19 protein-coding genes and 3 tRNA genes are annotated in these 18,662 nt (G+C 62.7%); 8 read left to right on the forward strand and 14 right to left on the reverse strand.

Features of this window, described 5'->3' with window-relative positions:
• Positions 1-236: 236 nt before the first annotated feature.
• The 3 genes from prfC to ACSBQQ_RS15535 all read right to left on the reverse strand — a co-directional run bounded on the left by prfC (position 237) and on the right by ACSBQQ_RS15535 (position 2,803).
• A complete protein-coding gene (gene prfC, locus ACSBQQ_RS15525; RefSeq protein ID WP_004933094.1) occupies positions 237-1,826 on the reverse strand; it encodes a peptide chain release factor 3 in 1,590 nt (529 codons plus the stop codon).
• 151 nt (positions 1,827-1,977) lie between these two features.
• Positions 1,978-2,421, reverse strand: a complete 444-nt coding sequence (gene rimI, locus ACSBQQ_RS15530) for a ribosomal protein S18-alanine N-acetyltransferase (RefSeq protein WP_033649119.1) — start codon at positions 2,419-2,421, stop codon at positions 1,978-1,980.
• Positions 2,366-2,803: a DNA polymerase III subunit psi gene (locus ACSBQQ_RS15535; protein WP_033637012.1), complete on the reverse strand. Its 438-nt coding sequence runs from the start codon at positions 2,801-2,803 to the stop codon at positions 2,366-2,368. Before ACSBQQ_RS15535 ends, rimI begins: the two co-directional genes overlap by 56 nt.
• A gap of 146 nt (positions 2,804-2,949) precedes the next feature.
• Here ACSBQQ_RS15535 and rsmC point away from each other — a divergent pair, with 146 nt between their 5' ends.
• A complete protein-coding gene (rsmC, locus tag ACSBQQ_RS15540) occupies positions 2,950-3,990 on the forward strand; it encodes a 16S rRNA (guanine(1207)-N(2))-methyltransferase RsmC (protein WP_060428674.1) in 1,041 nt (346 codons plus the stop codon).
• 50 nt (positions 3,991-4,040) lie between these two features.
• Here the strand turns inward: rsmC and ACSBQQ_RS15545 are convergent, their stop codons facing one another.
• Complete coding sequence (locus ACSBQQ_RS15545; RefSeq protein WP_033649117.1) at positions 4,041-5,033, reverse strand: aldo/keto reductase; 993 nt, start codon at positions 5,031-5,033, stop codon at positions 4,041-4,043.
• Between the two features lie 118 nt (positions 5,034-5,151).
• On the opposite strand from ACSBQQ_RS15545, the gene ACSBQQ_RS15550 reads away from it, so the two are divergent.
• From ACSBQQ_RS15550 to ACSBQQ_RS15565, 4 genes are all read left to right on the forward strand, one after another.
• A complete protein-coding gene (locus ACSBQQ_RS15550) occupies positions 5,152-6,096 on the forward strand; it encodes a LysR family transcriptional regulator (RefSeq protein WP_041037819.1) in 945 nt (314 codons plus the stop codon).
• Positions 6,097-6,168: 72 nt separating this feature from the next.
• Positions 6,169-6,255, forward strand: a tRNA-Leu gene (locus ACSBQQ_RS15555).
• Positions 6,256-6,291: 36 nt separating this feature from the next.
• Positions 6,292-6,378: transfer RNA gene (locus ACSBQQ_RS15560), tRNA-Leu, on the forward strand.
• A gap of 42 nt (positions 6,379-6,420) precedes the next feature.
• Positions 6,421-6,507, forward strand: a tRNA-Leu gene (locus ACSBQQ_RS15565).
• Positions 6,508-6,596: 89 nt separating this feature from the next.
• Here ACSBQQ_RS15565 and ACSBQQ_RS15570 read toward each other — a convergent pair.
• Entirely contained in the window at positions 6,597-6,881 is a 285-nt protein-coding gene (locus tag ACSBQQ_RS15570) for a DUF1435 domain-containing protein (RefSeq protein ID WP_033637006.1), read from the reverse strand.
• 442 nt (positions 6,882-7,323) lie between these two features.
• On the opposite strand from ACSBQQ_RS15570, the gene ACSBQQ_RS15575 reads away from it, so the two are divergent.
• Positions 7,324-8,226 carry a GGDEF domain-containing protein gene (locus tag ACSBQQ_RS15575; RefSeq protein ID WP_370739131.1) on the forward strand — a complete coding sequence of 301 codons (903 nt, stop codon included), beginning with the start codon at positions 7,324-7,326 and terminating at the stop codon, positions 8,224-8,226.
• A gap of 13 nt (positions 8,227-8,239) precedes the next feature.
• On the opposite strand, the gene ACSBQQ_RS15580 is transcribed toward ACSBQQ_RS15575, so the two are convergent.
• Positions 8,240-8,836: a TetR/AcrR family transcriptional regulator gene (locus tag ACSBQQ_RS15580; protein ID WP_060428676.1), complete on the reverse strand. Its 597-nt coding sequence runs from the start codon at positions 8,834-8,836 to the stop codon at positions 8,240-8,242.
• Positions 8,837-8,973: 137 nt separating this feature from the next.
• Here ACSBQQ_RS15580 and ACSBQQ_RS15585 point away from each other — a divergent pair, with 137 nt between their 5' ends.
• Positions 8,974-10,170 (forward strand): MFS transporter, encoded by a 1,197-nt coding sequence (locus ACSBQQ_RS15585; RefSeq protein WP_060428677.1) that lies wholly within the window; start codon positions 8,974-8,976, stop codon positions 10,168-10,170.
• A gap of 10 nt (positions 10,171-10,180) precedes the next feature.
• Here the strand turns inward: ACSBQQ_RS15585 and ACSBQQ_RS15590 are convergent, their stop codons facing one another.
• Entirely contained in the window at positions 10,181-11,092 is a 912-nt protein-coding gene (locus ACSBQQ_RS15590; protein ID WP_060428679.1) for a LysR family transcriptional regulator, read from the reverse strand.
• A 108-nt stretch (positions 11,093-11,200) separates the two neighbouring features.
• On the opposite strand from ACSBQQ_RS15590, the gene ACSBQQ_RS15595 reads away from it, so the two are divergent.
• The gene (locus ACSBQQ_RS15595; protein ID WP_060428681.1) at positions 11,201-12,403 is read left to right on the forward strand and encodes an MFS transporter; all 1,203 of its coding nucleotides are present in this window, start codon (positions 11,201-11,203) and stop codon (positions 12,401-12,403) included.
• A 1-nt stretch (position 12,404) separates the two neighbouring features.
• Here ACSBQQ_RS15595 and fucP read toward each other — a convergent pair whose 3' ends face one another.
• Genes fucP through ACSBQQ_RS15630 form a run of 7 tightly spaced genes read right to left on the reverse strand, consistent with a single transcriptional unit; the run spans position 12,405 to position 18,566 of the window.
• Complete coding sequence (gene fucP, locus ACSBQQ_RS15600) at positions 12,405-13,634, reverse strand: L-fucose:H+ symporter permease (protein ID WP_047569422.1); 1,230 nt, start codon at positions 13,632-13,634, stop codon at positions 12,405-12,407.
• Between the two features lie 40 nt (positions 13,635-13,674).
• Positions 13,675-14,034, reverse strand: a complete 360-nt coding sequence (locus ACSBQQ_RS15605; RefSeq protein WP_060426860.1) for an L-rhamnose mutarotase — start codon at positions 14,032-14,034, stop codon at positions 13,675-13,677.
• Positions 14,031-14,807: an SDR family oxidoreductase gene (locus ACSBQQ_RS15610; RefSeq protein ID WP_060428683.1), complete on the reverse strand. Its 777-nt coding sequence runs from the start codon at positions 14,805-14,807 to the stop codon at positions 14,031-14,033. Before ACSBQQ_RS15610 ends, ACSBQQ_RS15605 begins: the two co-directional genes overlap by 4 nt.
• Positions 14,785-15,648 carry an amidohydrolase family protein gene (locus ACSBQQ_RS15615; protein ID WP_060428685.1) on the reverse strand — a complete coding sequence of 288 codons (864 nt, stop codon included), beginning with the start codon at positions 15,646-15,648 and terminating at the stop codon, positions 14,785-14,787. The genes ACSBQQ_RS15610 and ACSBQQ_RS15615 overlap by 23 nt, the downstream gene beginning before the upstream one ends.
• A gap of 14 nt (positions 15,649-15,662) precedes the next feature.
• Positions 15,663-16,940, reverse strand: a complete 1,278-nt coding sequence (locus ACSBQQ_RS15620; protein ID WP_060428687.1) for an L-fuconate dehydratase — start codon at positions 16,938-16,940, stop codon at positions 15,663-15,665.
• A gap of 14 nt (positions 16,941-16,954) precedes the next feature.
• Entirely contained in the window at positions 16,955-17,800 is an 846-nt protein-coding gene (locus ACSBQQ_RS15625) for a fumarylacetoacetate hydrolase family protein (protein ID WP_033648523.1), read from the reverse strand.
• 25 nt (positions 17,801-17,825) lie between these two features.
• Positions 17,826-18,566 carry an SDR family oxidoreductase gene (locus ACSBQQ_RS15630; RefSeq protein WP_016929185.1) on the reverse strand — a complete coding sequence of 247 codons (741 nt, stop codon included), beginning with the start codon at positions 18,564-18,566 and terminating at the stop codon, positions 17,826-17,828.
• Positions 18,567-18,662 lie beyond the last annotated feature (96 nt).

An 18,662-nucleotide genomic window follows, 5' to 3' on the forward strand; every position in this document is an offset into this window, starting at 1 on the left:
GTCTCCTATCGGCAACACATCAGAATAACTCACCAAACAAATAGCGTATTGCAGTGATTTACTCTCAAGCAATGTGCGGACATCCCGTTAAAGATAGACCATTAGACGGAAAATGCAGGCCGAACGAACATCGCCTGGTGTCCTAGGTTCGCAAGAAAAATATGAGGGAGGTTTATTAATTAGCGCAGTGGGAATAGGAGAGGCGTGCAGGGCGCACTGGGCGCCCTGCCGATTGATCAGTGTTCGCGCGTCTTGCGGAAGGTCACATCAGGATAACGTTCCTGCGTCAGGTTGAGGTTCACCATGGTCGGCGCGATATAGGACAGGTTGTCCCCGCCGTCCAGCGCCAGGTTGATCTCGTTCTTGCGCTTGAACTCTTCGAACTTCTTCACGTCGTCGCACTCGACCCAGCGCGCGGTCGACACGTTGACCGACTCGTACAACGCTTCCACGTTGTACTCGCTCTTCAAGCGCGCTACCACCACGTCGAACTGCAGCACACCGACCGCACCGACGATCAGATCGTTGTTGGCGATCGGACGGAACACCTGCACCGCGCCCTCTTCGGACAGCTGCACCAGCCCCTTCAGCAGCTGTTTCTGCTTCAGCGGATCGCGCAGGCGAATGCGGCGGAACAGTTCCGGCGCGAAGTTCGGGATGCCGGTGAACTTCATGTCTTCACCCTGGGTGAAGGTATCGCCGATCTGAATGGTGCCGTGGTTGTGCAGGCCGATGATGTCGCCCGGATAGGCTTCTTCCACGTGCGAACGGTCGCCGGCCATAAAGGTCAGCGCGTCGGAGATCACCACGTCTTTGCCGGTGCGCACCTGGCGCAGCTTCATGCCCTTCTCGTAGCGACCGGAAACCACGCGCATAAAGGCCACGCGGTCGCGGTGTTTCGGATCCATATTGGCCTGGATCTTGAACACGAAGCCGGTGAATTTCTCTTCCGCCGCCGTCACTTCGCGGGTGTCGGTTTTGCGCGGCATCGGCGCCGGCGCCCAGGCCACCAGGCCGTCCAGCATGTGATCCACGCCGAAGTTGCCCAATGCGGTACCGAAGAACACCGGGGTCAGCTCGCCGCTCAGGAAAGCCTCCTGATCGAACTCGTGGGAAGCGCCCTGCACCAGCTCCAGCTCATCGCGCAACTGCGCCGCCAGATCTTCACCCACCGCCGCATCCAGCTCCGGGTTGTTCAGGCCTTTGACGATGCGCACTTCCTGAATGGTGTGGCCTTTACCGGTCTGGTACAGGTAGGTTTCATCCTTGTACAGGTGGTAAACACCCTTGAACAGCTTGCCACAGCCGATCGGCCAGGTGATGGGCGAGCAGGCGATCTTCAGTTCGCGCTCGACTTCATCCATCACTTCCATCGGATCGCGGATATCGCGGTCCAGTTTGTTCATGAAGGTCAGGATCGGCGTGTCGCGCAGACGGGTAACCTCCATCAGCTTGCGGGTGCGATCCTCAACGCCCTTGGCGGCGTCGATCACCATCAGACAGCAGTCGACGGCGGTCAGAGTACGGTAAGTATCTTCGGAGAAGTCTTCGTGCCCCGGGGTATCCAGCAGGTTGACCAGGCTGTCGCGGTACGGGAACTGCATCACCGAGGTGGTGATCGAGATCCCACGCTGCTTTTCCATTTCCATCCAGTCGGATTTGGCGTGCTGGCTGGAGCCGCGGCCTTTTACCGTACCGGCGGTCTGGATCGCCTGTCCGAACAGCAGTACTTTTTCGGTAATGGTGGTTTTACCGGCATCGGGGTGCGAGATGATGGCGAAAGTTCTTCTTTTGGAGACTTCGCGGGCAAATTCACTAGGAGACATGGTTTTCAGGTTCTACGGTTAGTCCGCCCTGCGACATCATCAGAACGCGCCGATCGCGGCGCCGGGCAAAGCGGTGAATAAAAGATAACAGCCGGGCATTTTCGCCGATTTGCCAACCGGTGACAATCAATGCTTTTACCGGCCGGGCGGATTACGCCAGCGGCAGCGCCATCACGATCGCGTCTTCGCGGCCGTGGGCGCTCGGGTAATAATTGCGGCGCACGGTGACCTCGTTGAAACCGAGATCTTCATACAGCGCGATCGCCGCCTGGTTGGAGGCGCGCACTTCCAGCCACAGCGTGACCACGCCGCGGCTCTCCAGCCGTTCAATCAACGCGTTGAGCAACAGGCGGCCAAAGCCACGGCGCTGGTACTGCGGATGAATGGCGATGTTGAACAGCGTGGCTTCGTCCAGCACGATCTGCGTGATGGCGAACCCCGCCATCTCCCCGTCGGCGCTCAGCTTCAGGTTAAGATAGCGATCGCCCTGATTGCTGGCGAAGGTGGTTTCCGTCCAGGGGAAAGCGTGGCTGGCTTGCTCAATGGTGAAGGCCGTGGCCAGGTCGGCCGCCGTCAGGGTAGAAATCGTGTTCATGATGACAAATCTGCTGCCAGAGGGCGCGTTTGGCCCCCGCGTCTTGGGAAAGCTCGGCCAGCGCCGGGCTGTGTAGCTGCGCACCGGCGACCGCAAGCGGTTCCGCCACGCCCAGCCGCCAACTGTTGCATGCGGTCTCTTCAGGCAGCATCGCCGCCTGTTCCGGCGTCAGGCTGTAGGTTTGCGCCGGCGTCAGCCCCAGGCTGCGCAGCACGTCGCAAAACAGCGGATCGTCCGGTGCGGGCAGCGTCTGCGCCACCACCAGCAGGCGCGCCTCGGGCGGCAGACTGACCGCCACTTCGCCCTGCAACACGCCCGGGCGGCGCAATGTCCACTGCGTAATACCCAGTTGTTGTAACAGCCAGTCGCGTTTTGATGCCATGCCGATTCCTACCCGTTGTGGTGCGCCATGCCTGCCATGCGCCGCGCTATGCTAACAAACCCGCGCAGCCCGCGCCAACAAACCCGTCGAACATATCGCCACAAAGCTCTATAATCCCCGGTCTCATTTCCAGGAGCCAATATCTGATGTCTGCATTAACCCCCGCCAGTGAAGTCATGCTGCGCCACAGTGATGAATTTATCGAACGCCGCGTGCTGTTTGCCGGCGACCTGCAGGACAGCCTGCCGGCCCAATTCGAGGCCGCGGACGTGCGCGTCCACACCCAGCAATACCATCACTGGCAGTTACTGAACCGGACGATGGGCGATAACGTGCAGTTCGGTTTGACCGTCGATCCCGCTTACGTCGCCGACTGCGACACGCTGGTTTACTACTGGCCGAAGAGTAAGCAGGAAGCGCAATTCCAGCTGTGCAACATCCTGGCGCTGCTGCCGGTGGGCGCGGACGTGTTCGTGGTCGGAGAAAACCGCAGCGGCGTGCGCAGCGCCGAGCCAACGCTGGAAGGCCATGCCACGCTGGTGAAAATCGACAGCGCGCGCCGCTGCGGCCTGTATCACGGCCGCCTGGACGCACAGACCGAGTTCAGCCTGGACGACTGGTGGGACAGCTATCAGCTGCACGATCTGGAAGTGAAAACGCTGCCGGGCGTGTTCAGCCGCGACGGCCTGGACGTCGGCAGCTCGCTGCTGCTGTCGACGCTGGAAAAACACATGAAAGGCAAGGTGCTGGACATCGGCTGCGGCGCCGGCGTGATGGCCTCGGTGATGGCCAAGCTGTCGCCGAAGGTGAAACTTACCCTCAGCGACGTCAACGCCGCCGCGGTGGAATCCAGCCGCGCGACGCTGGCCGCCAACGGCATCGAAGGCGAAGTGATCGTCAGCAACGTTTACTCCGACATCACCGGCCGTTTCGACATGATCATCTCCAACCCGCCGTTCCACGACGGGCTGCAGACCAGCCTGACCGCCGCCGAAACCCTGATCCGCGGCGCGGTGAAACACCTGCCGATCGGCGGCCGGCTGCGCATCGTCGCCAACGCCTTCCTGCCGTACCCGGACATTCTGGACGCCACCTTCGGCAGCCACGAAGTGCTGGCGCAGAACGGCCGCTTCAAGGTGTATCAGGCCACCGTCGGCCGCCCGCCGCGCGCGCCGAAGAAGAAATAATTCGCCGTTGGCGGAAAACGACAGAGCGCGGCCTGAGGCCGCGCTTTTTTTTAGCCGTTGATATAGGTCATCGACTCCGCGCCGTAGCGATCGCCGGCCGCCGCACTCAGCGGAAACACCGCGTCTATCGCCGCCAGCTCGGCCGCGCTCAGCGTTATCTCCGCCGCCGCGACGTTCTCTTCCAGATAGCGACGGCGTTTGGTGCCGGGGATCGGCACGATGTGCTCGCCCTGCGCCAACACCCAGGCCAGCGCCAGCTGTGAAGGCTTGACGCCCTTCTGTGCCGCCAGCTCACCCACCTTCTCCACCAGCGCCAGGTTGCGGGCGAAGTTTTCCCCCTGGAAGCGCGGGTTGCCGCGGCGGAAATCGTCCTCGGCCAGATCCTCCGGCCGCCGGATAGCGCCGGTGAGGAAACCGCGCCCTAACGGGCTGTAAGGCACAAAGCCGATGCCGAGGCGCTCACAGGCCGCCAGCACGCCCTGTTCGGCATCGCGCGTCCACAGCGAATACTCGGTCTGCAGCGCGGTGATCGGATGCACCTTGTGCGCCCGCTCCAGCGTGGCGACCGACGCCTCGCTCAGGCCGATATGGCGGATCTTGCCTTCGCGGATCAGATCCGCCATCGTGCCCACGACGTCTTCGATCGGCACCTGCGGATCGACCCGATGCTGATAATAAAGATCGATCTCTTCTACGCCCAAGCGCCGCAGGCTGCCTTCCACCGAGCGCCGGATATACTCGGGCCGGCTGCTGACGCCGCGCGCCGAAGGATCCGCCGGATCGCGCAGGATGCCGAACTTGGTGGCCAGGAACACCTGTTGCCGTTTGCCCTTGATCGCTTCCCCCACCAACTCCTCGTTGGTGTGCGGGCCATACATGTCGGCGGTGTCGAGCAGCGTGACACCCAGCTCCAGCGCCCGGTGCAGCGTGGCGATGGCTTCCTGCCGATCGGCGCCGGTGGAGTAGAAGTCGCTCATGCCCATGCATCCCAGCCCCAAGGCGGAGACGAGGGGGCCGTGAGAACCCAGTTTACGTTGTTGCATTGTGCTGCCCTCATGCGATGAACGGATAACGAAGCAAAGTCTGGTTGTTTACGCTACAAAGATAAATAATGCAGATTGCACATCACTGTTCAAAAATCACCAACAATCCGGAGTGGACATGGATCAGGTTCAAGCCATGCGCATTTTTACCCGCATCGTCGAACTGGGCAGCTTCAGCCGGGCGGCCGAGCGCCTGCAGCTGCCGCGCGCCACGGTCAGCAACGCGTTGAAACGGCTGGAGCAGCGGCTGGGCGTGCGCCTGCTGATCCGCACCACCCGCCAGGTGCAGGTGACCAGCGAAGGCAGCCTCTACTATCAACGCTGCGTACAGTTGCTGGGGGCGCTTGAGGAGGCGGACACGCTGTTCAGCCACCATAAGCTGCAGCCGTCCGGCAAAGTGCGCATCGATATGCCCCATTCGCTGGCGCGCCAGATTGTCATTCCGGCGCTGGACGACTTTTACCGCCGCTATCCCGACATCACGCTGGCGCTGGGCGCCAACGACACCCACGTCGATCTGTTGCGCGAAGGCGTGGACTGCGTGCTACGCGCCTGGGAAACCGAAGACGACAGCCTGGTGGCGCGGCGCATCGCCCAGCTGCCACAGGTCACCTGCGCTTCTCCCGCTTACCTGCAGGCCTGCGGCATGCCACGCGACATTGATAGCCTGGAGCCGCACCGCGCGGTAGGGTATTTTTCCCTGGCCAGCAACCGCGATTACCCGCTGGAATTCTGCCGCGGCGGCAAAGTGGAACTGCGCGAGCTGCCCGCCCGGCTGAGCGTCAGCGGCGCCGACGCCTACATCGCCGGCGCGCGGGCCGGCATGGGGTTGATTCAGGCGGCGCGCTATTCGCTTGCCCCCTGGCTGGAACGGGGCGAACTGGTGGAAGTGCTGGCGGACACGCCGCCGCCGCCGATGCCGATTTACATCATGTATCCGCCCGGCCGTTTCCTGGCGCCACGGGTCAGGGTGTTGATTGATTGGCTGATTTGGCTGTTTGACCAGCGGAAAAGCGGCGATATGGCTGTTTTTCCAGCAAACGCCCGCAATGCGGGGAAATAACTGTTGACGTGCCCGCCAAAATCTCTAGAATTCGCCTCCGTGGTAACGTTACTCCGGTAATGTTTCTGGTACGCGAAGGTGGCGGAATTGGTAGACGCGCTAGCTTCAGGTGTTAGTGTCCTTACGGACGTGAGGGTTCAAGTCCCTCTCTTCGCACCAAATAACCACATGATTTATATTGCACTCAGCATCGATGCGAAGGTGGCGGAATTGGTAGACGCGCTAGCTTCAGGTGTTAGTGTTCTTACGGACGTGAGGGTTCAAGTCCCTCTCTTCGCACCACGCTGGCGACGTAATATAAATCAAAGCAACAACATCGACTGTGCGAAGGTGGCGGAATTGGTAGACGCGCTAGCTTCAGGTGTTAGTGTCCTTACGGACGTGAGGGTTCAAGTCCCTCTCTTCGCACCAATTGATGATCTCTCCGGTAGTTCCTTCGAAAAAATCCCAACGCATTGATGAAAAACACGCCTAAGCGTGATTTTGCCGTTTCCGGCGTTTTACCCGAAGCTGAAGTTGAGGCTGACCGCCGCCAGGCCGCCCGCCAGCGCCATGCAGGAAGGCAGCAGCAGATAATGACGCAACCGGCTGTTGAACAGCATCACCAGCGTCGCCAACATCGCTATCACGATCAGGCTGCGCAGCTGCATCATATCGAGATCGATCAAGGCCAGCAGCGGCATCAGCGCGCATGGCAGCAAAACGCCCCAGGCGCTGGCCAGGCGATCGCCGAGGCACCAGCTGACGCCCCACAGCCCGCATGCGGCAATCATGGCAGTGAGCATGACAACCCCCTTAAGTGATAATGATAACCAATATCATATAACACTTTTTTGGCCGCCGCATCATTTTCGCTGCGATGACCAAACCCAGATGACACCAGCAGGAAAAAATGATAATTTGACATAAGAAAATTCCTAGTCCTGTTTGCATGATAATAATCACAACGGTCAACCATGCAATTCAAGTGGATATTTCGCGCCAAGGGAATGCTTCTCAACCTTAATTATTCGACAGTACGACTTTGCAAAGAGTGACCTCCGTATGAACGCCCGTTCTTATCAGGAATTACTGAACAGCAAGCAGCGCCTGGCATTATTTCTTTTTCTAATGATGAATGCCGCCTCTTCCATATTTACGTTATTGTTCCCTTTTAGGGATGTCCCTTCTTTTACTCTGCCTTTATTATGCATCCCGTTATTTTGTCTGGCGGCGGCGCTATTTTCTCTGCATACGCCGCGGCAATACCTGTACAAACTCAACCTGTTCGCCAGCGTGCTCGGCCTGCTGTGGGCTGCACATATCTACGTTAAAAGTCAATATTGCCTGCCGAATAACCAAGATTTTTTATTAATTAGTTTGTTCAGCATCTTTTTTATCAGCGCTATTTCTCTGACGGATAACTTTACCGCCTTTTGTTTACACGCCGTGCCTTCCGCAATGATGATCCTGGCTTTAGACGGTATGCATAATACCCTGCGGATATTATTCACCACGCTATTGCCTATTATCGCTTTCTCCATTCATCACCTGATGTTGAAACGCAGTGAAATCTTTACCCACGCGCTGGTGGCCAACCTGTATAACGAGCGGGACAAATTCAATAATTTGAGCATGCTCGATCCCCTGACCGGCCTTTATAACCGTCGCGGGCTGGAGAATAAGATCAACATGCTGCTGGAACCGCAAACCGGCCGCCACTACGTGCTGCTGCTGGATATCGACCACTTCAAGGTCTACAACGACAGCTACGGCCACGCCATGGGCGACCGGGCGCTGGTGCAGGTGGCGATCGCCATCCGCGATGCGGTGCGTTCGCGCGACATCGTGGTGCGCTACGGCGGGGAAGAGTTTTTGGTGCTGCTGACCAACGTGCACGAAGGCTACGCGGCGCAGCTGGCCGAACGGGTGCGCCAACGGGTGGCGGAACTGAATATCCCGCACGGCGCCAGCTCGCAGCACAGCGGTACGCTGACGCTCAGCGCCGGCATCTCGGCATTGGAAAAACTGGACGTCGAATCGGCGATCGGCGCGGCCGACGCCGCGCTCTATCTGGCGAAGCACAGCGGCCGCAACAATATTCAGCTGGCGCAAAACGTCCAGCCCGCCCTGCTGCTGCCGCAGGAGTAAATACCCTGCCCGGTTAAGCGGCCGTTGGCCGCAAGCCGTTCAGCAACAGCGACAAACCGGCCAACGCCTGCTCCAAAGCGGTTTTCTCATCCGGCTGGTGCGCGATCCAAAGCGCGGCATCCATCAGGCCGCCGTTGATCAAATGCGCCAGCGATTCCGGCTCGGCGACGGCGATGCGCCCCTGCGCCATCAACGCCTGCAATGCGCCCGTCATCCAGACAATGCATTGCAGCTTACTGGCCTGCAAATATTCAGCCCCCAGCACCGAAGGTGAATCGCGCAACAAAATGCGTTGCGCTTGCGGCTCCGTCATCATGATCAAATAACCGCGACAACGCGCCGCAAACGCCTCCCAACCATCCGCCGTACGCGCGGTAATGTCGGCAAGACGCGCATCCATTTCAGCATCAATCGCCTTCACAACCGCCAGGAACAACCCCTTTTTATCGCCAAAATGGTGATAGAGCGCACCGCGCGTCATGCCGGCTTGCGCGGTGAGTTCATCCATCACCGTCTCGGCATACCCCACGCTGCCGAACTGCTGACGGGCGGCCGCCACCAGTTTTTGTCGGGTTTCTTCAATCATTTCTGCGCGCGCTTTACGTGCCATGGGTCCACTCCCGCCTCGTTATTGATGAGCGTTATAATTGACATACGCCATGTATGTCAATTAACGTAACATACGTGGCGTATGTCAATGATGGCCATTGAGCAAATACTGAGCCGCCAACTTCTGGAGCCCTTTCCATGGCAAATCCTTATTTCAACCTGTTCAACGCCCCGGGCAGCAAGGCGTTTTCCTCTGCCGGGCTGATCGCGCGCCTGCCGGTCTCGATGACCGGTATCGGCATCATTACCATGCTCTCACAGGTACGCGGCTCTTATTGGTTGGCGGGCGCGGTGGCGGCGACGTTCGCCTTTTCCATGGCGCTGCTTGCGCCGCAAATCGCGCGCGCGGCGGATCGTCACGGCCAAAGCCGCGTGCTGCCATATGCCACCGGGATCAGCACGCTCGCCCTGCTACTGCTGTTGCTCTGCACCCACTATCGGGCGCCGGACTGGACGCTGTTCGTCTTCGCCGCGCTTGCGGGTGGCATGCCCAGCATCTCCGCGATGGTCAGAGCCCGCTGGAGCGAAATTTATCGCGGCACGCCACAGCTGCACACGGCATTTTCATTCGAGTCCGTGTTAGATGAAGTGGCCTTTATCGTCGGCCCACCGATCGCCGTGGGGCTTAGCGTTTCACTCTTCCCAGAAGCCGGCCCTCTGGTGGCCGCGCTGCTTCTGGTGGCGGGCGTTGCGGCATTCGCCTCGCAAAAAAGCACTCAGCCCCCGGTCTACACCCGCAATAACCAGCGGCAGCGCGCCATCCTGGCCATGCCGTCAATGCAGATCCTGCTGCTGGCGCTGATCGCCCTGGGCACCATCGTCGGCACCGTGGACGTCATCAGCGTGGCCTTCGCCGAGCAGCAAGGACAGCCGGCCGCCGCCAGCATCGTGCTGTCGGTTTATGCGTTCGGCTCCTGCCTGGCCGGGCTGATTTTCGGCGCAATGAAGATCCCCGTCCCCTTGCCTCGCCTGTTCTTATACGCGGCGTTCGCCACCGCCTTCACCACCCTGCCGCTGGTGTGGGTGCACGATGTCTTGACGCTGGCGGCGGCGATGTTTGTCGCCGGACTGTTTTTTGCGCCGACCATGATCATTGCCATGGGGCTGGTTGAAAACATCGTGCCGCCCTCCCGGCTGACGGAGGGGTTAACTTGGATGGTCACCGGTCTGGGGATAGGCGTGGCGTTCGGCGCCGCATTGGCGGGCCTGGCGATCGATGCCGCCGGGATAGCGGCCGGCTTCGGCGTCACGCTCACCGCCGGGCTGATCGTGCTGCTGGTGGCGGCCGGCGGCTACCGCTTGATGCGGCGAACGCTGGCCTTGAAAGCGGCGTGAATCGCTCGCGCTAAGCGGTTTCCCAAATCGCCTTGCCCTGCCAGCGCCGTTCGATCGCCGCCAGGAACAGTTTCACCTTGGGGGAAAGATGGCGCCGGCTGGGATACACGGCGCAGATCGGCGGCCCCGGGCGGCAATAGCGCTCCAGCACCGGCACCAGCGTGCCGGCCGCAATCTGCTCTCCGACCAGAAACGCCCCCACCTGGCACAGGCCGGCTCCGGCGACGGCCGCATCCCGCAAGGCCTCGACGTTGTTGAAACGCATCCGGCCGCGCACCGGCTGTTCGTGCAGTTGGCCGTTGACCAAATAGCGCCAGGGCGCTGGCAGCCCCTGATGGCTGAAGACCAGCGTCTCGTGATCGCCCAACGCCTCCGGTTTTGCAGGCGTGCCGTGCCGCGCCAGATAATCCGGCGCCGCGCAGGTGATCAGGCGATGTGGCGCGAGCACCCGCCGCACCAGCCGGCTGTCGTCGTTGCCGCCGACGCGGACAGCCACGTCGATGCCGTCGCGCACCAGATCGCTGTAATCTTCGGAGAAGCTGACGTCGGCGTCCACCTCCGGCCACTGCGCCAAAAACTCCCGCAGAATCGGCAGGATATGCAACCGCCCCAACGAAACCGGCAGATCCAGCCGCAGCCGCCCGCGTGGGGTTTGCCGCCGCGTATTGAGCGCCGTTTCCGCCTCTTCGGCCTGCGACAGGATGCGCTGCGCATACTCGTAAAACACCGCGCCGTCTTCGGTCAGGCTGACGCTGCGCGTGGTGCGCTGCAGCAACCGGGTGGCCAATCGCTCCTCCAATCGGATCACGCATTTGCCCGCCGCCGAGCGGGAGATGCCCAGCCTCTCGGCCGCCAGCGTGAAGCTGCAGGCGTCGGCGACGCGAATGAACACCAGCAGGTCGGTCAGGTTATCCAACGGCATAGACGGTAAATTAGCCACGATTTGTCCCCAATGTTGCGCATTCAGGCCAGTTTATCAGCCATTTTGGCGCGGATACACTGAGGCTCTTCATCTGTTGGGAGAGTCATTATGAGTGCCTTACAAGCCGGCGGCGGCGCAAAACCCTGGCTGGCGACCTTCGCCATCGGCCTATCCACCTTTACCGTCGTCACGGCAGAAATGCTGCCCGTCGGGCTGCTGACCCCGATAGTCAGCACCTTGAACGCATCGATAGGCCGCGCCGGGCTGCTGATTTCCCTGCCTGCCCTGTTCGCCGCGCTGTTCGCCCCGCTGGTGGTGCTGGGCGCCCGGCGCACGGATCGCCGCAGCCTGCTGATCGTCTTTCTGCTGCTGCTTATCGCCGCCAACCTGCTGGCCGCCGCCGCTACCTCCATGGCGCTGCTGTTCGCTGCGCGCATCCTGCTGGGCTTTTGCATCGGCGGTATCTGGGTCATCGCCGGCGGATTGGCGGAACGTCTGGTGCCGCCGGCCTCCGTCGGATTGGCGCTGTCCGTCATCTTCGGCGGCGTAGCGGCGGCCTCGGTGCTCGGCGTGCCGCTCGGGGTGTTCCTCGGCGAAGCGCTGGGCTGGCGCATGGCGTTTCTGGCCGTCGCCGTCCTGGCAGCGCTGACCCTGCTCCTGCTGCTGTGCGTGCTGCCGCCGCTGCCGATCACTCAGGCGGTGAGCTGGCGGTCGTTCACCGCGCAGCGCGCGAATCGCCGGTTGCTCCTCGGGCTGCTGCTGACGTTTCTGCTGGTCGCCGGCCACTTTATGGCTTACACCTTTGTCCGCCCGCTGCTGCAGACGGTCGCCGGCATCGAGAGCCGCTGGGTGGGGCCGCTGCTGTTCGCCTACGGCGCCGCCGGTATCGTCGGGAATTTCATCGCCGGCCAGGCCGCCGCCAAACGGCTGCGCCGCACCCTGGCGCTGATCGCCTTCGGGCTGACGCTCGCCGTCCTGCTGCTGCCGCTGCTGGGCCGCGCGCCGCTGAGCGGCGGTGCCTTCCTCCTGCTGTGGGGCATCGCCTACGGCGGCGTTTCCGTGTCGCTGATGGCGTGGATGCTCAAGGCGGCCCCCGACGCGGTCGAGGTCGCCTCTTCGCTGTATATCGCGCTGTTTAATCTGGCGATTTCCTGCGGTTCACTGGCGGGCGGGCTGGTGGTGGATGCCGGAGGCTTGACGATAAACGGCGTGCTGTCCGGCATCGTGCTGCTGCTGGCGCTGGCGATCCTGATGCGAACGCGCCCACAGGCGCTGACAACGGCGGCGAAGGCCGATTCGCCGCCGGGTTGAATCAGGCGCGGCGCTGCCGCAGGCCGTAAACCAGCACCACCGCGAAGCACAGCAGCGGCAGCAGATAAGAGAGCGCGGTGCTGTAACGGTCGGCCAGCGCCCCCATAAAGTACGGCATGATGGCGCCGCCGACGATCGCCATGATCATAAAGGAGCTGGCGCGCTTGGTGTGTTTACCCAGGTTTTTCACCCCCAGGGCGAAAATGGTCGGGAACATGATCGACATAAAGAAGAACACCGCGATCAGCGCCACCACCGACACCCCGTCGACGCTCAGCATCACCACGCCGCACAGCGCGATGTTGATCAGCGCATAGGCCGCCAGCAGCGTCGCCGGTTTGACTCGCCCCATCAGCCAGGTGCTGAAGAAGCGCCCGACCATAAAGCAGATCATGGCGATCGACAGCAGGTAAGAGGCGCTTTGGTTAGACACATCGCGCCAGTGTTCGGTGGCGTAGTTGATGAAGAACGCCCCCACGCCCACCTGCGCCGCCACGTAGAAGAACTGCGTGATCACCCCGCCGACGAAATGCGGATGCTGCCATAATCCCTGCGCTATCACGCCGTGCACCGGTTTTTCCTCTTCTCGGATCGCCGGCAGCCGGGTGCGGCTGAACAACAGCGCGATCAGCAGCACCAGCACGGCGATCGCCACATAGGTCATCTTCACCGCGCTCTGATCGCCGCCGCCGGCGGACTGGCTGGCGGAGAAGAACAGCGTGCCGCCGATCAGCGGGCCGATAAACTGCCCGAGGCCGTTGAACGACTGGGCCAGGTTGAGCCGCCGTTCGGCGCCCTGCGCGTCGCCCAGCACCGTGGCGTACGGGTTGGCGGCCGTTTCCAGGCAGCCCAAACCGCTGGCGATAACGAACAGCGCGAACAGGAACACGCCGAAGCTGTTGGCCGACGCCGCCGGCACGAACAGCAGCGCCCCCAGCGCATACAGGCACAGCCCGACCAGAATGCCCGCCTTATAGCCCTTGCGGTCCATAAAGTACCCGGCGGGCAGCGCCACCAGGAAATAGGCGCCGAAATAGGCCGCCTGCAGCAGCCCTGATTGCGCCTTGGTGACGTGCAACGTCTCCTGAAAATGTTTGTTTAATACGTCCAGCAGGCCATAGGACAGCCCCCACATGAAGAACAGGCTGGTGACCAGGATAAAGGCCCAGCGCAGATTGGCGGTCACGGCGACGCCCGGCTGCGCGGAGGCCGCACTTTTTTCAGCAAGCATGGTGATACCCTCGTATCGTCTGGCGATGATGATGTTGGCGTTATTGCTGTTGCAGAGAAAATATCCGCGCCATTTCCACCCATTTTTCGCCCTGCGGCGTCCAGGGGGTGGCGGCCTGGTAGTGCCACATCAGCGCTTCCCATCGCTGTACTTCGGGGTTGTTCAGGCTGGCGGCGTCAAAGCGCGCAGCGTCGAAATCGGCGCTGACCTCCACGATCATGAACAGCCGGGTGCCCAACCGGTAAATCTCCATGTCCAGAATGCCGTGCTCGCGCAAATGCGCGGCGATGCCCGGCCAGATGCGCTGATGATGCTGCAGGTACTCCGCAATCAGCGCCGGTGAGTCAATCAGATCGAGCGCCTGGCAGAAACGGCGCCGCCCTGCCGTCGCGCCGCTCACGTCAGCGCCCGATCGAGATGCAGGTAGCCACCGTCCACCGACAGCCACTGCCCGGTAGTATGCGATGACCGCGAAGACAACAGAAACGCCACGGTATCGGCGATCTCCTGCGGCGTGGTCATGCGCTGCCCGAGCGGAATGCGCGCGGTGATTTTCGCCATCTGCCGCTGCGGCTCGGCGAAGGTGTTGAGCCAGCGCTGGTACTGCGGGGTGATCACCTCCGCCGGCACCACCGCGTTCACCCGCACGCCGTCATGGCGCAGCGACACCGCCCATTCACGCGTCAGCGCCAGCACCGCGCCCTTGGCGGCGGTGTAGCCGCTGGTGCCGCCCTGGCCGCTGAGCGCGGTCTTGGAGGCGATGTTGACGATAGCGCCCCGGCTTTCCTGCAGCGCCGCCTGGCACAGGTGCGCCATCAGGTAGTAGTGCACCAGGTTCTTTTCCAGCGAGCCGACGAAGGCTTCGCGCCCCGCCTCCAGCCCGACGCCGTCGTTGACTCCGGCGTTATTCACCAGCCCGTCGATGCGGCCGAAGGCCGCCAGCGTCTGGCTGACCGCGCGGCGGCAGGCCGCCTCGTCGCACAGTTCGGTGAGGATCACCTCGGTGCGCGGCTGCAGCCGCTGCAAATCGGCCAGCAGCGCCGCCTCCGGCGCGGTGTTGGTGACCAACACCGGGATCGCCCCTTCTTCGGCCAGCACATGTGCAATCGCCGCGCCGATGCCGGCACCGCCGCCGGTGACCAGCACCACCTTATCTTGCAGATACAGATCCATAACCAGACTCCGTTAAACCGTAAATTCGCCAGGCGGTGTCGCCCCAAATCGCCGCCTGCTCGGCGGCCCCCAGCGTCGACAGCGCCCGTTCGCACAGTTGCACCACCTGGCGGTAATCGCCGGCCAGCAGGCACACCGGCCAGTCGGAGCCGAACATCAGCCGCTGCGGGCCAAACGCCTCCAGCGCGGCGTCGAAGAACGGCAGCAGTTCTTCCGCCCGCCACCGGCCACCCGGCGCCTCGGTGATCAGCCCCGACAGCTTGCAGGCCACGTGCGGCAGCGCCGCCAGCGGCCGAATTTGCTGCGCCCAGTGCCGCGCGCCGCGCGCGATATCCGGCTTGCCGAGATGATCCAACACCAACCAGTGCTCATCGTGGCGGGCGGCGAACGCCGCCGCGGCCGCCAGATGCCGGTGCGTCACCAGGATCTCGTACACATACCCGGCGCGCTGCAGCGTTTGCATGCCGCGCTTCACTTCCGGCCGCGCCAGCCAGGCCGCCGGATCCGCTTCGTCCTGCACCTGATGGCGCACCCCGCGCAGCGCGCTATAAGGCCGCAAGGCCTCCAGACGCTGCGCCAGCTGTGGCGAAGCGATATCCAGCCAGCCCACCACGCCGCATACGCCCTCGCTCTGCTCAGCCAGCGCCAGCAGGGCCAGCGTCTCTTCCTCGCTGGGGCGCGCCTGCACCGCCAGAGCGCCGTCGAACCCCTGTTCCTGCAACAGCGGCCGCAGCCGGGGCGGATCGAAATCCTGCCGCAGCACGCGCATCCGCTCGTCGATCCACGGGTAGTGCTGTGGGTGATAGCGCCAGTAGTGCTGGTGAGCATCGATGCGCGGCATGCGATCCTCCCGCCTCACCCGCGGAACCGATACTGCTCGATCGACGACGAATGCATCTCGATCGAATAGCCGGGGCGGCTCGGCGGCATGTAGGCCGCGCCGTTGATCACGCAGGGATCGACAAAGTGTTCATGCAGATGATCGACGTACTCGATCACTCGGCCTTCGTGGCTGCCGGCAATGCACAGGTAGTCGATCATCGACAGGTGCTGCACGTACTCGCACAGCCCGACGCCGCCGGCGTGCGGGCAGACCGGCAGCTGGTATTTGGCCGCCATCAGCATCACCGCCAGCACTTCGTTGACGCCGCCGAGGCGGCAGGCGTCGATCTGCACCACGTCTACCGCGCCGCGCATGATGAACTGCTTGAACATGATGCGGTTCTGGCACATCTCGCCGGTGGCCACCTTGACCGGCGCCACCCCTTCGCGGATGCGGCGGTGCCCTTCCACGTCGTCCGGGCTGGTCGGCTCTTCGATAAACCAGGGTTTGGCGAACGCCAGATGCTTCACCCACGGAATGGCTTCGTTCACCTCCCACACCTGGTTGGCGTCGATCATCAGCCGGCGATCCGGGCCGATCACCTCGCGGGCGATGCGCACCCGGCGGATGTCATCTTCCAGATCGCGCCCGACCTTCAGCTTCAGGTAGGAGAAACCGGCGTCGACTGCTTCCTGGCACAGGCGACGCAGCTTGTCGTCCGGATAACCCAGCCAACCGGCGGAGGTGGTGTAGCAGGGATACCCCTCCTGCAGCAGCCGCGCCAGGCGCTCTTCTTTGCCCTCGGCACGCTGTTTCAGCAGCGCCAGCGCTTCCTGCGGCGTGATGCAGTCGGTGATGTAACGGAAGTCGATGCAGCGCACCAGCTCCTCCGGCGTCATCTCCGCCACCAGCCGCCACACCGGCTTGCCGACCGATTTGGCCCACAGATCCCACACCGCGTTGACCACCGCACCGGTCGCCAGGTGAATGGCCCCCTTGTCCGGCCCGATCCAGCGCAGCTGGCTGTCGCTGGTGAAGCGCCGCCAGAAGGCGCCCATGTCGGCGGCGATATCTTCCAGCCGCTCGCCGACGATCTGATGCTCCAGCGCGCGGATCGCCGCGCAGCAGATCTCGTTGCCGCGGCCGATGGTGAACGTCAGCCCGTGGCCGCTGAGATCCGCGCGATCGGTCTCCAGGATCACGTAGGCGGCGGAATAGTCGGGATCCGGATTCATGGCGTCGGATCCGTCCAGCCCCAGCGACGTGGGGAAACGAATGTCTTCAACCCGCAGTGCGGTAATGGTGGTCATGGCGGCGCTCCCGGTTAGGCCTGTACGGTTTGCTGGCGCTGTTCGCCCAGCCCTTCGATGCCCAGACGCATCGTCTGGCCCGCCCGCAGATAGATGGGCTGCGGTTTCTGCCCCATGCCGACGCCCGGCGGCGTGCCGGTGGAGATCACGTCGCCCGGCTGCAGGCTCATAAAGCGGCTGAGGTAGCTGACGATCTGCGGAATGCGGAAGATCATGGTGCTGGTGTTGCCGTCCTGATAGCGCTTGCCGTCCACCTCCAGCCACAGGTTCAGGCTGTGCGGATCGGCGATCTCATCGGCGGTGACCAGCCAGGGGCCGATCGGCCCGAAGGTGTCGCAGCCTTTGCCCTTGTCCCAGGTGCCGCCGCGTTCAATTTGATATTCGCGTTCTGAAACGTCGTTGATCACGCAGTAGCCGGCGACGTGGCGCATGGCGTCCGCTTCGCTGATGTAGCGCCCGCCCTGGCCGATCACCACGCCCAGCTCCACTTCCCAGTCGGTTTTCTGCGAGCCGCGCGGGATCTCCACCTGGTCATAGGGGCCGACCACCGCGCTGGTCCATTTGTTGAACACCACCGGTTCTTCAGGAATGGCCGCGCCGGTTTCCGCCGCGTGATCGGCGTAGTTCAGGCCGATGCAGATAAACTTGCCGATGCCGCCGACGCAGGCGCCGAGGCGCGGCTGCCCTTCGACCAGCGGCAGCGCGGCGCTGTCCAGCGCGCGCAGTTTGGCGAGCGACGCCGGCAATAACGCGGCGCCCCCCACGTCGGCGATATGCTGCGACAGATCGCGTAGGCGGCCCTGCGCATCCAACATGCCGGGGCGCTCTTGCCCGGGTTGCCCGTAACGTAAAAGTTTCATGCGTTCCTCTCTCAAAAATTGCGGCTCAGTTGCTCCAGCCGCCGTCGATGATCTGCACCGTGCCGGTGGTGTACGAACTGGCGTCGGAGGCCAGATACAGCGCCAGTTGGGCGATTTCCTCGGTGGTGCCTATGCGCCCGATCGGCTGACGGGCGACGAACGCCTGATACACCTCTTGCTCGCTGCGCCCCTGCTCGCGCGCCTGCTCGGCAATGCGCTGGCGCAGCGACGGCGACTCCACCGTGCCGGGGCAGATGGCGTTGCAGCGGATGCCCTGCGTGACGTAGTCCGCCGCCACCGAGCGCGTCAGGCCGATCACCGCCGCCTTGCTGGCGCTGTAAGCGAAGCGGTTCGGCACCCCTTTCACGCTCGAGGCCACCGAGGACATGTTGATGATCGAGCCTTTGCCGCGCGCCAACATGCCCGGCAGGAAGGCGCGGATCATGCGGAACATCGCGGTAACGTTGAGATCGAGCGCGAACGCCCACTGATCTTCGCTGCAATCGAGGATCGATCCGCTGTGCACCACGCCGGCGCAGTTGAACAGCACGTCGATCGGGCCGATCGCTTCCGCCGCCGCCGCGATGGCGGCCGGATCGGTGACGTTCAGCGTCAGCGCGCGGATCCCGGCGCAGCCCTGCAGGCGCTCGAGGTTGATGTCGCTGGCGATCACCTCGGCACCGGCGGCGGCGAACAGCCTGGCGGTGGTAAAACCGATCCCTTGCCCGGCGGCGGTGATCAGTACGCGTTTCCCGGTTAAATCCATCTTGACTCCTCGGCCTAAAGGTCTAATGGTCAGGCCACTAAAGGCGGTTAAAGGTCAGGCCTCTAACATGACAAAAGACGCTTTACGCGTTATCGT

The sequence above is a fragment of the Serratia sp. G204Y genome, assembly GCF_051172435.1.
In the GTDB taxonomy this organism is placed as follows: domain Bacteria; phylum Pseudomonadota; class Gammaproteobacteria; order Enterobacterales; family Enterobacteriaceae; genus Serratia; species Serratia sarumanii.